The organism is Streptomyces lusitanus (assembly GCF_042647945.1).
Taxonomy (GTDB): domain Bacteria; phylum Actinomycetota; class Actinomycetes; order Streptomycetales; family Streptomycetaceae; genus Streptomyces; species Streptomyces pseudogriseolus.
In genome coordinates this window covers 59434-75272 of sequence record NZ_JBHRWL010000023.1, presented here as the reverse complement: position 1 = coordinate 75272, position 15839 = coordinate 59434, and the positions used below count along the sequence as shown (strand labels likewise).

The 15839-nt window shown below is 72.8% G+C and carries 7 protein-coding genes; 2 read left to right on the top strand and 5 right to left on the bottom strand.

The features are described 5' to 3' along the window. From ACFOSY_RS28545 to mqnE, 5 genes are all read right to left on the bottom strand, one after another. Positions 1 to 518, bottom strand: a 518-nt coding sequence (locus tag ACFOSY_RS28545; RefSeq protein ID WP_394312227.1) for a radical SAM protein, incomplete at its 3' end; no start/stop codon positions are given. A 114-nt stretch (positions 519 to 632) separates the two neighbouring features. Beyond that, complete coding sequence (locus tag ACFOSY_RS28540) at positions 633 to 1538, bottom strand: menaquinone biosynthetic enzyme MqnA/MqnD family protein (protein ID WP_394312222.1); 906 nt, start codon at positions 1536 to 1538, stop codon at positions 633 to 635. An 80-nt stretch (positions 1539 to 1618) separates the two neighbouring features. Then, entirely contained in the window at positions 1619 to 2383 is a 765-nt protein-coding gene (locus ACFOSY_RS28535) for a thioesterase II family protein (RefSeq protein WP_394312220.1), read from the bottom strand. A gap of 61 nt (positions 2384 to 2444) precedes the next feature. Continuing rightward, on the bottom strand, positions 2445 to 2747 hold the full coding sequence (locus tag ACFOSY_RS28530; RefSeq protein ID WP_394312217.1) for a ferredoxin: 303 nt from the start codon (positions 2745 to 2747) through the stop codon (positions 2445 to 2447). A 93-nt stretch (positions 2748 to 2840) separates the two neighbouring features. Continuing rightward, positions 2841 to 4004, bottom strand: a complete 1164-nt coding sequence (mqnE, locus tag ACFOSY_RS28525) for an aminofutalosine synthase MqnE (RefSeq protein ID WP_394312215.1) — start codon at positions 4002 to 4004, stop codon at positions 2841 to 2843. Positions 4005 to 4397: 393 nt separating this feature from the next. On the opposite strand from mqnE, the gene ACFOSY_RS28520 reads away from it, so the two are divergent. Further along, complete coding sequence (locus tag ACFOSY_RS28520) at positions 4398 to 5258, top strand: 1,4-dihydroxy-6-naphthoate synthase (RefSeq protein ID WP_394312212.1); 861 nt, start codon at positions 4398 to 4400, stop codon at positions 5256 to 5258. Positions 5259 to 5516: 258 nt separating this feature from the next. Next, on the top strand, positions 5517 to 15725 hold the full coding sequence (locus ACFOSY_RS28515) for a type I polyketide synthase (protein ID WP_394312209.1): 10209 nt from the start codon (positions 5517 to 5519) through the stop codon (positions 15723 to 15725). The last annotated feature ends 114 nt before the right edge of the window (positions 15726 to 15839 follow it).

The window sequence follows — 15839 nt, the reverse complement described above, 5'->3', positions numbered from 1 at the left end:
GCGTGGATCCGGGTGATGGCCTCCTCGACCGAGACGCCGGAGATCCGCGCCATGTGCTCGACCTCGGACGCGCCGAGGGAGTGGATGACGAGCTGCGGGAACTCCTTCTTGATGGCCGCGAAGTGCTTCTCGTAGTACTCGACGCCGTAGTCCGGGTGGTGACCGCCCTGGAACATGATCTGCGTGCCGCCCAGCTCGACCGTCTCCGCGCACCGGCGCAGGATGTCGTCCAGGTCCCGCGTCCAGCCCTTCTCGGTGTCCTTGGGCGCGGCGTAGAAGGCGCAGAACTTGCACGCCGTGACGCACACGTTCGTGTAGTTGATGTTCCGCTCGATGATGTACGTCGCGATGTGCTCGGTCCCGGCGTACTTGCGGCGGCGCACGGCGTCGGCGGCGGCGCCCAGCGCGTGCAGAGGCGCGTCGCGGTAGAGGGCGAGCGCCTCCTCGGGGGTGATCCGTTCCCCGGCCGCGGCACGGTCGAGAACGGGCTGGAGCGGGTGGTGCGGCGGTCGGGACACGGTGCCGGCCTTTCCGGTGGCGTGATCGGGACGGACAAGCGGTCGGGAGCGGGAGCGCGCCCGTGGTGCGGGAGCGCGTCCTGGTGAAGAAGTGCGATGCGTGCGGGTACGGGCTCAGGAAGCGGCGGGTTCGAGCAGTTGGACGGCGACGTCCGGCGGGAAGCCCTCGGCGTCGCCGCCGACCCGGCGGGCGAACTCGGCGATGCCGTCGAGCTGGGCCTGCCCGAGACGGAAGTCGAGCGCGGTGGTGTAGTAGCGCTCCAGCGTCTCGGCGTCGAACTCCTCCCACTGGGACGCCTGTTCGCACACCTTGGTCACCTCGGTCAGCGACAGGTCGCGCGAGGCGAGCAGATCGGCGTGGACCCGGTGCACCAGTTCGGGTTCCCGGGCCAGGAAGTCGCGGCGCGCGGCGAACACGGCGAACACGAAGGGCAGACCCGTCCAGTCCTTCCACATGCGGCCCAGGTCGTGCACGTGCAGCCCCATCCTGGGCGCCTGGTGCAGGGCCGCGCGCAGCGCCGCGTCTCCGATGACCACGGCGGCCTTCGCCTCGGACATCATGGTGCGCAGATCGGGTGGGCAGACGTAGTAGTCGGGGCGCACGCCGACGCGCTCGGCCAGCAGCAGTTGGGCCAGGCGCACGGAGGTGCGGCTGGTCGAGCCCAGTGCCACCCGCTCACCGTCCAGGTCCTCCAACGGGACCTGGCTGATGATCAGGCAGGACATCACGTCGCCGTCGCTGCCGACCGCGATGTCCGGCAGGGCCACCAGATCGTCCGCGTGCCGCAGGAACTCCACCAGGCTGATCGGCCCGATGTCGAGGTCGCCCGCGGCCAGCGCGTCGTTGAGGCCGTCCGGGGTGTCGGTGCGCAGCTCCATGTCGAGGAGGGTGCCGGTGCGGGCCAGTCCCCAGAACAGCGGCAGGCAGTTGAGGAACTGGATGTGCCCCACCCGGGGGCGGCGTCGGCGGGCCGGGATCGGCTCCGACGCCTGCGCCCCGGGGGCGAGTTGCTCGGTCATGGTGCACAACTCCCGGAGGGGGTCGAGTGGTGGGGAAGCACGAGAGGGGGAGAGCTGTCGGGGCGGGCCGGTGGCCGGGGTCAGACCCGGCCGGCGGCGGGGGCGGCCGCGAAGTGCTCGCGCAGCACGGCCAGTACCTCGGCGGGCCGCTCCGAGAGGAAGAAGTGGCCGCCGGAGAAGACCCGCAGGTCACAGTCGGCCTCGGTGTGGCCGCTCCAGTCGCGGGCCTCCTCCAGCGTCGTCCGGGGATCGGCGTCCCCGGTCAGCACGGTCACCGGGCAGCGCACCCGCGCGCCGGGCTCGCAGCGGTAGGTCTCCACGGCCCGGTAGTCGCTGCGGATGGCGGGCAGCACCATGCGCAGCACCTCCTCGTCGTCGAGGAGCTGGGTGTCCGTGCCGTTGAGGGCGCGCAGTTCGGCGATCACCCCGTCGTCGTCGAGCGTGTGCACCCGCTCGTCGCGGGTCCGGGAGGGGGCACGGCGGCCCGAGGCGAACAGCCGGACCGGACCGGAGCCGGCCCGCTCCATGCGACGGGCCACCTCGAACGCCACCAGGGCGCCCATGCTGTGCCCGAAGAAGGTCAGCGGACGGTCGTCCCAGCCCGCGAGCGCCGCCGTGACCCCGTCCGCGAGTTCGGCCACCGAAGCGGGCCCGGGCTCACTGCGGCGGTCCTGACGTCCGGGGTACTGGATGGCGACCACGTCGACATCGGGGCTCAGCGCGCCGGCGACGGGCACGTAGAAGCTCGCCGAGCCGCCGGCGTGCGGGAAGCACACCAGACGGCCGGCCGCCTCGGGAGAGGGCCGGAACCTGCGGATCCACAGGTCGGACGGGGTGGAGCTCATGGAACGTGGATGTCCTTCCATCGGGGGACGAGCCGTCGGGCCGCGGCGGCCCGACGGCTCGTCAGGCGTCCTCGGCGTCGGGCCCGTAGACCTCGACACGGTCGGTGACACGGCGGACGTGGATGCACTCGCCGGGGCACTCCTTGGCCGAGTCGACGACGTCGGTGAGCACGTCCAGCGGAATCCGCGTGGTCGCACCGGGGGCCTGGAGCAGCTCGTCCTGCTCGCTCTTCACATAGGCCAGCCCGTCGATGTCCAGCTCGAAGATCTCGGGCGCGTACTGGGCGCAGATGCCGTCACCGGTGCACAGTTCCTGGTCGATCCAGACTTCCAGGTCCTCGTCGTTCGTCGTCTGGGGGGACATTCACACCTGCCTGGCGGAGTCGTGGTGGTGATCGGGGGAGGGGCGGAGAGGGAGAACGCGGGGATCGGGGCGGGGCGGGGCGTCGTCCGCCGCTCAGACCCGCATGGGCTGCGGCGCGTCACGGCGGGCCGGGTCCGGGCCGCCGTACTCGCGGATGATCTCGTAGCGCGTGTTGCGCTCCACCGGCCGGAAGCCCGCGTCGCGGATCAGGTCGAGCAGGTCCTCGCGGGTCAGCTTGTCCGGGGTGCCGTACTGGTCGGCGTCGTGCGTGATCTTGTACTCGACGACCGAGCCGTCCATGTCGTCCGCCCCGTGCTGGAGTGCCAGCTGCGCCGTCTGCACGCCGTGCATCACCCAGAAGACCTTGACGTGCGGCACGTTGTCGAACAGCAGCCGCGACACCGCGAACGTCCTCAGCGCCTCCGCGCCCGTGGCCATCTGCGTCCGCGCCTGGAGCCGGTTGCGGATCTTGCCGTCCTTCATGTCGACGAAGTCGTGCTGGTAGCGCAGCGGGATGAAGACCTGGAAACCGCCGGTCTCGTCCTGGAGTTCACGCAGCCGCAGCACGTGGTCCACGCGGTGGCGGCGCTCCTCGATGTGGCCGTAGAGCATGGTGCACGGGGTCTTGAGCCCCTTCTCGTGCGCCAGCCGGTGGATGCGGGACCAGTCCTCCCAGTGGGTGCGGTGGTCCACGATGTGCTGCCGGACCTCCCAGTCGAAGATCTCCGCGCCACCGCCGGTGAGCGACTCGAGCCCCGCGTCGATCAGTTCGTCGAGGATGTCGGAGGCCGACATGCCGGAGATCGTCTCGAAGTGGTGGATCTCCGTGGCGGTGAACGCCTTCAGCGACACGTTCGGCAGCGCCGCCTTCAGCTCCCGCAGCGACCGCGGGTAGTAGCGCCACGGCAGGTTCGGGTGCAGGCCGTTGACGATGTGCAGCTCGGTGAGGTTCTCGCCCTCCATCGCCTTGGCGAGCCTGACGGCCTCCTCGATCCGCATCGTGTACGCGTCCTTCTCGCCCGGCTTGCGCTGGAAGGAGCAGTAGGCGCACGACGCGGTGCACACGTTGGTCATGTTGAGATGCCGGTTGACGTTGAAGTGGACGACGTCGCCGTTCTTCCGCGTCCGCACCTCGTGGGCGAGCCCGCCGAGCCACGCCAGGTCGTCCGACTCGTACAGCGCGAGGCCGTCCTCGCGGGTCAGCCGCTCACCGGAGCGGACCTTCTCCTCCAGCTCGCGCTTGAGCCCAGTGTCCATGGCCGGGGTCCTCCTCGGTCAGTGCCTCACGGCACACGTAGTGGGTCCGAGCACGCTCAGCACGTGGCTCGTCGGCCCCGGGGCGGAACGAACTCCCGCGGACCGTGGACCGGCCGACCCGCCCGGGGACGGTCGGGCGGGACGGGCACGGCCGCACCATCCGGCGGTCGCACCGAAACCGTCCGACAGGAACCCGTGGGGCCGGCCGCGATCCGGATGCCACGGGCCCCGGCCGGACGACGGGACATCGACACCGCGGCGAGTGGGGCGCTCCCATCCTTGCGGAGGGCAGTCTGGGGAAACCCCCATACCCGCAACGGGTTTGCTGGGGGCGACGGCCCCGTGCCGCCCGGCACGTCCCGGGCCGAACGGCAGACAAGGAAGCCACCGCCCATGACGTCACCACTGACCCTGGCGCACTCGCCGTGCCCCAACGACACGTTCGTCTTCCACGCCTGGACCGAGGGGCTGCTCCCCGGGGCGCCCGAGGCGCGGCTCACCTTCGCCGACATCGACATCACCAACGGCATGGCCGAGCGCGCCGAGCTGGACGTCCTGAAGATCTCCTACGGCGTACTGCCCCATGTCCTCGAGGACTATGCACTGCTGCCGTGCGGCGGCGCCCTCGGGCACGGCTGCGGCCCCCTCGTCCTGTCCGCCGAACCCCGTGAGCCCGCGGCGCTGACCGGCGCCCGCGTCGCCGTCCCCAGCACCGGCTCCACCGCCTACCTGCTGTTCCGGCTGTGGGCCGCCGACGCCGTACCCGACGGCGTCGGGGAGATCGTCGTCCTCCCGTTCCACGAGATCATGCCGGCCGTCCGCGACGGACACGTCGACGCCGGACTGGTCATCCACGAGGCCCGCTTCACCTACCGCCGCCACGGCCTGCACAGCGTCGCCGACATGGGCGAGGAATGGGAGAAGCGCACCGGCCTGCCCATCCCCCTCGGCGCCATCGTCGCCCGCCGCTCCCTCGGCGAACCCCTGCTGCACGAGATCGCCGACACCGTACGGGCATCCCTGCGCGCCGCCCGCCACGACCCCGACGCCTCCCGCGACCACGTCCTGCGACACGCCCAGGAGATGGAGCCCGACGTCGTCGACCAGCACATCGACCTCTACGTCAACGAGTTCACCGCCGACCTCGGCCAGGACGGACTGCGTGCCGTCCGCACCTTGCTGGACAGCTCCGCCCGGCTGGGCCTGCTGCCCCCGCTCCCGGACGGGGCACTGGACGTGACGGCCCGCCTCTGAGGTTCGCCCGGACAACCACGCGTCAACGCTAGAAGTTCTCTTAGAGCCCCCGGCCGAAGCTCAGGAACCGACCAGGCACCTCCCCATAATCGCCCTGGAGGACGGCCCGGCACCGGGAGCGCCAAGGCCGTCCACCGCGAGGGTGTATGCCACGCAGCCCGCCCTCGCCGGCCCCGGCGTCCACGGCGCCGGGGCCGACGCCGATGGCCCGCGCCCCACCGGCGAGCCCCGCGCCCGCCGCCGAAGGGAGACCGATCCGTGAGCTCCGTGAGCGAGGACAGGCTTCGCGACTTCCTGACCCGAGTCTCCGCCGACCTCCAGCGCACCCGTGCCCGGCTCCGTCAGGTCGAGGCCAAGGCCACGGAACCCATCGCCGTCGTCTCCATGAGCTGCCGCTACCCCGGCGGAGTCCGCACGCCCGAAGACCTGTGGCGCCTCGTCGACACCGGCACGGACGGCATCTCCGGCTTTCCCGAGAACCGCGGCTGGGACCTCGACGCCCTCTACCACCCCGACCCCGCCCACCCCGGCACCTGCTACACCCGGGAAGGCGGCTTCCTGCACGACGCCGCCGACTTCGACCCCGCCTTCTTCGGCATGTCACCCCGCGAGGCGCTCGCCACCGACCCGCAGCAGCGACTGCTGCTGGAACTGACCTGGGAGGCCCTCGAGCGCGCCGGCCTGCGCCCGTCCGACCTGCGCGGCAGCGCCACCGGGGTGTTCGCGGGCGTCATGTACAACGACTACGCCACCCGCTTCCCCGAGCCGCCCCCCGGCGTCGAGGGCCACCTCGGCAACGGCAGCGCGGCCAGCATCGCCTCCGGCCGCGTCTCCTACACCTTCGGCTTCGAGGGCCCCGCCCTGACCGTCGACACCGCCTGCTCCTCCTCCCTGGTCGCCCTGCACCTCGCCGTCCAGGCCCTGCGCGCCGGCGAGTGCGACCTCGCCCTGGCCGGCGGCGTCGCCGTCATGTCCACCCCGGTCACCTTCCTGGAGTTCAGCCGGCAGCGCGGCCTCGCCCCCGACGGCCGCTGCAAGTCCTTCGCCGAGGCGACCGACGGCACCGGCTGGGGCGAGGGCGCGGGCCTGATCCTGCTCGAACGCCTCTCCGACGCCCGCCGCCACGGCCACCAGATCCTCGCCGTCGTCCGCGGCTCCGCCGTCAACCAGGACGGCGCGAGCAGCGGCCTCACCGCGCCCAACGGCCCCTCCCAGCAACGCGTCATCCGCGCCGCGCTGGCCTCCGCCGGCCTCTCCCCGGCCGACGTCGACGCCGTCGAGGCGCACGGCACCGGCACGACGCTCGGCGACCCCATCGAGGCCCAGGCCCTCCTCACCGCCTACGGCCAGGACCGGCCCGACGGCCGCCCCCTGTGGCTCGGCTCGCTCAAGTCGAACATCGGCCACACCCAGGCCGCGGCCGGCGTCGGCGGCGTCATCAAGATGATCCAGGCCCTGCGCCACGAACGCCTCCCGCGCACCCTGCACGTCGACACCCCCACCACCAAGGTCGACTGGACCGAGGGCGACGTACGCCTGCTCACCGAACCCGTCGACTGGCCGAGGACCGAACGCCCGCGCCGCACCGGCGTGTCCGCGTTCGGAGTCTCCGGCACCAACGCCCACGTCATCCTGGAGGAAGCCCCGGCCGCCACGGAGCCGGACGACGACGCCACGGCCGACGCCCCGAGCAGCGGGGCCACGGCCACCGCCCGCACCGTGCCGGTGGTGCCCTGGATCCTCTCCGCCCGCACCACCGACTCCCTCAGGGGACAGGCCCGCGCCCTCCTGGACCACTGCGCGGCGCACCCCGACACGGACGACCGGGCGGTCGCCCACACACTGGCCACCCGGCGCTCCCGCTTCGAACACCGCGCCGTCGTCCTCGGCGCCGACCGGGACGCCCTCCTCGCCGGCCTGCGCAGCCTCGCCGCCGGCGAGACCTCCCCGCACACGGTGACCGGCAGCGCACGCCGTGGCGGCAAGGTCGCGTTCCTGTTCTCGGGTCAGGGTGCGCAGCGTGCGGGGATGGGGCGTGAGCTGTACGAGGCGTTCCCGGTGTTCGCGGAGGCGTTCGACGCGGTGTGCGCGCACGTGGGCGCGCAGCTGAAGGACGTCGTCTTCGACGCTGACGCGGAGAGTCTGGGCCGTACGGAGTGGACGCAGCCGGCACTGTTCGCGGTTGAGGTGGCGTTGTTCCGGCTGCTGGAGTCGTGGGGTGTTCGCCCGGACTTCGTGGGCGGGCATTCGGTCGGGGAGATCGCGGCCGCGCATGTGGCCGGCGTGCTGTCCCTGGAGGACGCCTGCACGCTGGTGACCGCGCGGGGCCGTCTGATGCAGGCCCTCCCGGACGGCGGGGCGATGGTCGCCGTGGAGGCCGACGAGGACGAAATCCTCCCCTTGCTCGAAAGCCGCGCCGAGGAGGTGTCGATAGCGGCGATCAACGGCCCGAAGGCCGTGGTCCTCGCCGGCACGGAAGCCGCCGTAACCGAGATCGCCGGGGAACTGGCCGCACAGGGCCGCCGCACCTCCCGTCTCCGCGTCTCCCACGCGTTCCACTCACCTTTGATGGAGCCGATGCTGGCGGAGTTCCGCCAGATCGCGGAAGGTCTCACCTACACCGCTCCGGCCGTCCCGGTCGTCTCCAACGTGACCGGACGCCTCGCCGCCGAGGGGGAGTTGACCACCGCGGAGTACTGGGTCCGGCATGTCCGCGAGGCCGTTCGGTTCGCGGACGGCGTGTCCGCCCTGGCGGAGAAGCGCGTGACCCGTTTCGTCGAAGTCGGCCCGGACACCACCCTCACCGCCCTCGCCCGCGCCTGCGTACCGGACGACCAGGGGATGCTGTTCGTACCGACCCTCCGCAAGGACCACGACGAACCGCGGACAGCCGTGTCCGCCCTCGCCGCCCTGCACACCTCGGGCCTGCCCGTCGACTGGGACGCCTTCCTCCCCGGCTCCCACCCGCTCGTCGACCTGCCCACCTACTCCTTCGAGCGGCACCGCTACTGGCTCGACCCGGTCGTCACCCCCTCCGGACACCGGGGCGACCACCCCCTGCTGTCCACCGGCGTCCACCTCGCCGACTCGACCACGGTCATGGCGACCGGACGCCTCTCCCGCCGTCTCCAGCCGTGGCTCGCCGACCTCGCCACCGGAGGCGGCACGCTGGTCGCCGGGTCCGTCCTCACCGACCTCGCCCTGCACACCGGACGCGCCCTCGGCGCGCACCACCTCGTCGACCTGCACGTCGACGTGCCGTTGCCGCTCCCGGCCACCGGCGAGACCGAGGTGCAGACCGTCACCGAAGCGGTGGACGGCGAGGACCGCTGGAGCTTCGCGCTCTACGCACGGCCCCTCGACCCCGAGGCCGACCCGGCCGACGACCCCCGGCCCTGGACGCGCCACGCCCACGGCACACTGGCTCGCGCCCAGGACGAGGAGCCGGCGGTGAACGCGACTGGGGGAGCGGAGGGAACCTGGCCGCCTCCGGGCGCGGTTCCGGTCGATCCCGAGGAACTGTACGGCCATCTCGACGCCCTGGATGTGGACGCCGTGCATGCCGTCCCGCCGTCCCTCAAGGCCGTCTGGCGGCGCGGGGACGAGATGTTCGCCGAAGTCGCCCTGCACGAGGACCAGGAGGCGGACGCCGCGCGGTTCGCCGTGCACCCCGCCCTCCTGGACGGCGCGATGGTCGCGCTCACCGCGCTCGGCCACCCCGCGCCCTGGCTGCTCACCTGGTCCGGCCTCACCCTGCACGCACACGCGGCCACCTCGGTCCGCGTCCACATCGCCCCTGCCTTCGGGGCCGGGGCGGAGGCGGGGGCCGAAGTCCGGCTGTCGGACGGCGACGGCGCCCCCGTCCTGACCGCCCGGACGGTCTCGGTCACACCCCACGACCTCGAGGACGTCCCGGCGGACGCCCAGGGCCGTACCGGTGACCTCTACACCGTCACCTGGACCCCCGCCGGACCTGCATCCTTGCCGGAACCCGCCGCGACGACCCGCCTCACCGGCCCCGACGACGTACTGGAGAACACTTCCGACGATCCGTACGACGACCTGGTGGTCGTTCCCTGGTACTCGGCGGACCCAGGTACGGACGCGGGGGCGGGCACGGGAACGGGCGCGTACGCGCCGGCCGATGTGCACACGTCCACCGCGCACGCGCTGGCCCTGCTCCAGCGCTGGCTCACCGACCCCCGCGCGGCCGGCTCGCGTCTCCTCCTGGTCACCCGGCGCGCGGTCGCCGTGACCGGCGACGAGACGGTCACCGACCTGGCGGCGGCCGCGGTCCGCGGGCTCGTCAAGTCGGCCCAGTCCGAGAACCCGGGCCGTTTCCTGCTGCTCGACACCGACGACGCGCCCTCGGACGCCGACATCGCACGCGCCGCCCGCCTCGACCACGACGACCTCGCCCTCCGGAACGGGCGCATCCTCGCCCCCGCCCTCACCCGGGCGGACGCCGGCCAGGAAGAGACCACGTCAGGGGCCGCGGTCGCGAGCTTCGACCCGGACCGGACCGTCCTCGTCACCGGCGGCACCGGCACGGTCGGGGCGGCCACGGCCCGCCACCTCGTCGTCCGCCACGGCGTCCGGCACCTCCTGCTCGTGACGCGCCGCGGCCAGGACGCCCCGGGAACCGCGGAACTGATCGCCGAACTCGCTTCGCACGGCGCCCGGACGACCGTCGTCAGCTGTGACGCCGCCGACCGCGACGCCCTCGCCGACGTCATCCGCGCGATCCCGGACGACCGCCCGCTGGGTGCCGTCGTCCACGCCGCGGGCCTTCTCGACGACGGCGTCGTCACCTCCCTCACCCCGGCCCGGCTCTCCGCCGTACTGCGGCCCAAGGTCGACGCCGCGTGCCACCTGCGTGAGCTCACCAGGGATCACGGGTTGTCGGCGTTCGTGCTGTTCTCCTCCGCCGCGGCCACCCTCGCGGGCCCCGGCCAGGGCAACTACGTGGCCGCGAACAGCTTCCTCGACGCCCTCGCCGCCACGATGCGCGCCGAGGGCCGCCCCGCGCTGTCCGTCGCCTGGGGACTGTGGGAGGCGGACAGCTCCATGACGCGGGACCTGACCGACGCCACCCAGCACAGGGCCGCCCGCAACGGCATCGCCGCCCTGCCCACCGACGACGCGCTGGCCCTCTTCGACCGCGCCCTTTCCCACACCGGCAGCACCCCTGTCGCCCTGCGCGTGGACCGTGCCGCCCTCCGCCGAGCCGCCGACCACATTCCGCCGCTGCTCCGCTCCCTCACGGGCCGACCGGTCCTGCGCACCGCGGCCGCGCCCGCCCATGCGACGCCTGCCTCCCAGGGCTTCGCGCACCTGCCGGAGCCGAGGCGCCGCGACGCGCTGACCGACCTGGTGCGCACCACCCTGTCCACCGTGCTGGGACACGCGCCCGGCACCTCGATCGGCCTCGATCTGCCGTTCACCCGGCTGGGACTGGACTCGCTCACCGCCCTCGAACTGCGCAACACCCTCAGCCGTGAGACCGGCCTGGCGCTGCCGGCGACCCTCGTCTTCGACCACCCCACCCCCCAAGCGGTCGTGGACCACCTGATGACCGCGTTCGGTCCCCTGGCACCGCAGGACGTCCACGCGCCCTCCCCGCTCCCGTACGGCGCGAGCGGAACGCCGGCCGACGACCCGATCGCCATCGTCGGAATGGCCTGCCGCTTCCCGGGCGGCGTCGAAAGCCCCGAACAGCTCTGGGACGTACTCGTCCGCGGCGAGGACACCATCGGAGAGTTCCCCGCCGACCGCGGCTGGGCCGAACTGTCCGCCTTCGCCGCCTCGGACGCCGACCACGTGTCACTGGGGGCCTTCCTCGACGATGTCGCGGGATTCGATGCGGAGTTCTTCGGGGTGTCGCCGCGTGAGGCGTTGGCGATGGATCCGCAGCAGCGGTTGCTGCTGGAGTCGTCGTGGGAGGCGGTGGAGCGGGCGGGGATCGATCCGCGGTCGCTGCGAGGCGCACGGGTCGGGGTGTTCGCGGGTACCAACGGGCAGGATTATCCGGCGCTGTTGGGTATGTCGGAGGGTGACTTCGGCGGGTATGTGGGCACGGGCAGTGCGGCGAGCGTGCTGTCCGGGCGCCTGGCCTATGTCCTGGGCCTGGAAGGCCCGGCGGTCACGGTGGACACCGCCTGCTCGTCCTCCCTGGTGGCTCTGCACTGGGCCGCACGCTCGCTCACCTCGGGCGAGTGTGCGATGGCCCTCGTCGCCGGCGTCAGCGTGATGTCCACCCCGGCCGCCTTCGCCGAGTTCCGTCGCCAGGGAGGTCTGGCGGAGGACGGCCGGTGCAAGGCGTTCGCGGAGGGTGCGGACGGTACCGGCTGGGGTGAGGGCGTCGGTGTGCTGCTGGTGGAGCGGCTGTCCGACGCGCAGGCGAAGGGCCATCGGGTACTGGCGGTGGTGCGCGGGTCGGCGGTGAACCAGGACGGTGCGTCGAATGGTCTGACGGCGCCGAACGGTCCGTCGCAGCAGCGGGTGATCCGCGCGGCCCTCGCGAGCGCGGGATTGTCGACGTCCGATGTGGATGTGGTGGAGGCCCACGGTACGGGTACGCGGCTGGGTGACCCGATCGAGGCGCAGGCGCTGCTGGCCACCTACGGGCAGGGACGCCCGGAGGACCGTCCGCTGTGGCTCGGGTCGGTGAAGTCGAACCTGGGTCACACGCAGGCAGCCGCGGGTGTGGCCGGTGTGATCAAGATGGTGGAGGCGTTGCGGCACGGGGTCCTGCCGCAGACGTTGCACGTGGACGAGCCGTCGTCCCAGGTGGACTGGTCGACGGGCGCGGTACGCCTGGTGACCGAGCGTCAGGCCTGGCCGTCGGTGGACCGGCCCCGTCGTGCGGGTGTCTCCTCCTTCGGCCTCAGCGGCACCAACGCCCACGTCATCCTCGAACAAGCCCCTCAGGAAGCGGCTGGCCAGTCTGCCGAGCCCGATGCTCTGCCCCTGATTCCCTGGGTCGTCTCCGGTCAGGGCACTGACGCCCTTCGCGCCCAGGCCGCCCGCCTGCTCGCGTACCTCCGGACTGATCAGGACATCCGTCCCGATGCCGTGGCCGCCGCACTCGCGGTGCAGCGGACCTCCTTCGAGAACCGTGCCGTGGTACGAGGCAGCGATCGGGACGAGCTCCTGACCGGGCTCCTGGCGCTCGCCGAGGGCCGGACCGCGCCTCAGGTCACCGTCGGTGCCGTCACCGAGGGCCGTACGGCCTTCCTGTTCTCGGGCCAGGGTGCGCAGCGTGCGGGGATGGGACGTGAGCTGTATGAGGCGTTCCCGGTGTTCGCGGAGGCGTTCGACGCGGTGTGCGCACACGTGGGCGCGGAGCTCAAGGACGTCGTCTTCGGCGAGGACGCGAAGCGGCTGGGGCGTACGGAGTGGACGCAGCCGGCGCTGTTCGCGGTCGAAGTCGCACTGTTCCGGCTGCTGGAGTCCTGGGGCGTGCGCCCCGACTTCGTCGGCGGGCACTCGATCGGCGAGATCACTGCCGCGCATGTGGCCGGAGTGCTGTCGCTGGAGGACGCCTGCGCGCTGGTGACCGCACGGGGTCGTCTGATGCAAGCCCTGCCGGAGGGCGGGGCGATGGTCGCGGTGGAGGCCGCTGAGGACGAGGTTCTGCCCCTGCTCGACGGCCATGAGGCGGACGTATCGATAGCTGCGATCAACGGCCCGAAGGCCGTGGTACTCGCCGGCACGGAAACCGCCGTAACCGAGATCGCCGAGGAACTGGCCGCACAGGGCCGCCGCACCTCCCGCCTCCGCGTAAGCCACGCGTTCCACTCCCCGCTGATGGAGGCGATGCTGACGGAGTTCCGTCAGGCCGCCGAGAGCCTGACCTACGCAGCTCCGGTCATCCCGGTCGTCTCGAACGTGACCGGACGCCTCGCCACCGACGGCGGCGAGCTGACCACCTCCGACTACTGGGTCCGCCACGTCCGCGAGGCCGTTCGTTTCGCGGACGGTGTGACCGCCCTCGCGGCGGAAGGCGTGACCCGGTTCGTCGAACTGGGCCCCGACGCCACCCTCACCGCCCTCGCCCAGAACTGCCTGCCCGATGCCGAAAGTTCGCTGTTCGCATCCGCCCTGCGCAAGCAACGCGACGAGGTGGACACCGTCCTGGAATGCGTGGCCGCCGCCCACGCGGCGGGGGTGACGGTCGACTGGGCGTCGGTGATCGGCCCTCGGTCCACGGAGGGCGTGGAGCTTCCCACGTACGCCTTCCGGCACGAGCGGTTCTGGCCGCAGACGAAGCGGGCGCGGACGGTGGAGGAGACCGGGAGCATCGAGGCCGTGACCGGTACCGGCCCCTGGGACACGATCGATCCCGAGGAGTCCCGTGCGCTGGCCGACTCCCTCGGCGTCGGCGAAGAGGTCGTGGAGGAGGTCGTGTCCGGTCTCGCCGCCCGGCGGCGCGAGCGGGCCCTGCGCGCCCAGGTGGACAGCTGGCGCTACCGCGTCGCCTGGGAGGCGGTCACCGCGCCGTCGACGGCCCGCGGAACAGGGCGGTGGCTGGTGCTGCACCCGGCCGACGGACCGGCGGGACTCGACACCGTCGTCCACGCGCTGCCCGACTGCCTGCCGCTCTCCGTTCCCTCGGACACGGACCGTACGTCCTTGGCACGCGACCTCGCCGCGGCCGTCGGCGGCGACGCTCTCGCCGGTGTGGTCGTTCTGCCCGGCTCGTTCAGCTGGGCTCTGACCGCCGTCCAGGCCCTCGGCGACGCCGGAACCGCCGGTCCCGTCTGGTGCGTCACCACGGGCGCCGTGTCCGTCGACCGTCCCACAGTCCGTCCCACCGTCCGTCCCACGGACGGCACGACGGACCCCGAACAGGCTGCCGTCTGGGGCCTGGGGCGGGTGGCGGCCCTGGAACACCCCGACCGCTGGGGCGGGTTGATCGACCTGCCGCCGATGCCCGACGCCGCCACGGCCGATCTGCTCACGGCAGCGCTCACCTTCTCGGACGAGGACCAGCTCGCCCTGCGGGACGGCAGGATCCTCGCACGTCGTCTCCGTGAGCATCCGGCCCTCCCGGCCGCCGCGGCCGGCTGGAAGTCTCCGGGTCGGGTGCTCGTCACCGGCGGCACCGGCGCCCTCGGCGGGCACGTGGCACGCTGGCTCGCCGAGCAGGGCGCGCACGAGCTCGTGCTCACGGGCCGCCGTGGTCCGGACAGCCCGGGCGTGAGCCGGCTCGTGGAGGAGATACGGGCCGCGGGAGCGGAACGCGTACACGTCGAACGGTGCGACATGGCCGACCGCGACGCGGTCGCCGCACTGCTGGACCGGCACCATGTCGACGCCGTCTTCCACGCCGCAGGCGTGCCCGACGCCACGCCCATCGACGAGGTGGACGAAGCTCACCTGACCGACGTCTGGTCGGCGAAGGCCCAGGGCGCGGTGCATCTGGACGAGTTGACGCGTGGAAGGGCGCTTGAGGCGTTCGTCGTCTTCTCGTCGATCGCCGGTGTGTGGGGGAGCGGACGGCAGGCGGTCTACTCGGCGGCGAACGCGTGCGCCGATGCCGTGGTGGAGGCGCGTCGCGGTCGCGGCGAGGCGGGGTTGTCGGTCGCGTGGGGCCCGTGGGCGGGCGGAGGAATGGTGACGGACGCGGGTGCGGTGGAGCTGGAGCGTCGTGGCCTGCGGGTGATGGAGCCGGCCCATGCTCTGCTGGGACTGGGGCGCGCGCTGGAGGCCGGGGACGGTGCGGTGGTGGTGGCGGACGTGGACTGGGAGCGGTTCGTTCCCGCGTTCACCAGTCGCCGGCCCAGCCCCCTGCTCTCGACCCTCCGCGCCCTCGACGCCGACGGTTCCTCCGGAAGTGGCCGTACGACGGACAGCGCGACGCGAAGCACGGCGACGGCGACGGGTACGGCGGCCGACGCTGCCGAGAGCGCTCGCGACCGCCTGGTCCGGCGTCTGGCCGACCGGCCCGAGACGGAACGACGCCGGGCTCTGCGCGAACTCGTCCAGGAGCGGGCGACGCTCGTGCTCGGCCGGTCCGCGAATCGTGCCGTGCACGTCGACCGGCCCTTCAAGGACGTCGGGTTCGACTCCCTCACCGCCGTCGAACTCCGTAACGGACTGAACGCCGAAACCGGCTTGCGGCTGCCCCCGTCCCTGGTCTTCGACCACCCCACCCCACGTCACCTCGCCGATCACCTCCACGACGAACTCTTCGCGGGACTCGAGCCGGACGCCGGCCCGCTTCCCGCGGCGACCGAACAGGACGAGGCCCGCCTCCGCGACGTGCTCGCCGCCATCCCCTACGCCAAGTGGGAGGAGAGCGGCCTGCTCACGGCCGTGCTCGCCCTGGCGGAGAACGACGACCGCACGACGGACGCACCACTTCGGGACGATGCCGGCGCGGAAGCCGTCGGTGCCGACGCCATCGGCGCCATGGACGTCGACGCCCTCGTCCAACTGGCGCTCGGCGACACCCCGTCCTGAGGTGCCGGGCCCCCATCCGTCCACGCACCGCCCCTGAGTTCACCCGCCCGCGTCCGCCTGCCCGTCCGCCTGTCTGCCCGTCCGCCCGAGTACGGACCACCCACCAGTGGAGCT

Bases quoted from the DNA above. Each gene is read 5' to 3' on its own strand.
- ACFOSY_RS28535 (WP_394312220.1), bottom strand. From the start codon at position 2,383: ATGAGCTCCACCCCGTCCGACCTGTGGATCCGCAGGTTCCGGCCCTCT.
- mqnE (WP_394312215.1), bottom strand. From the start codon at position 4,004: ATGGACACTGGGCTCAAGCGCGAGCTGGAGGAGAAGGTCCGCTCCGGT.
- ACFOSY_RS28520 (WP_394312212.1), top strand. From the start codon at position 4,398: ATGACGTCACCACTGACCCTGGCGCACTCGCCGTGCCCCAACGACACG.
- ACFOSY_RS28530 (WP_394312217.1), bottom strand. From the start codon at position 2,747: ATGTCCCCCCAGACGACGAACGACGAGGACCTGGAAGTCTGGATCGAC.
- ACFOSY_RS28540 (WP_394312222.1), bottom strand. From the start codon at position 1,538: ATGACCGAGCAACTCGCCCCCGGGGCGCAGGCGTCGGAGCCGATCCCG.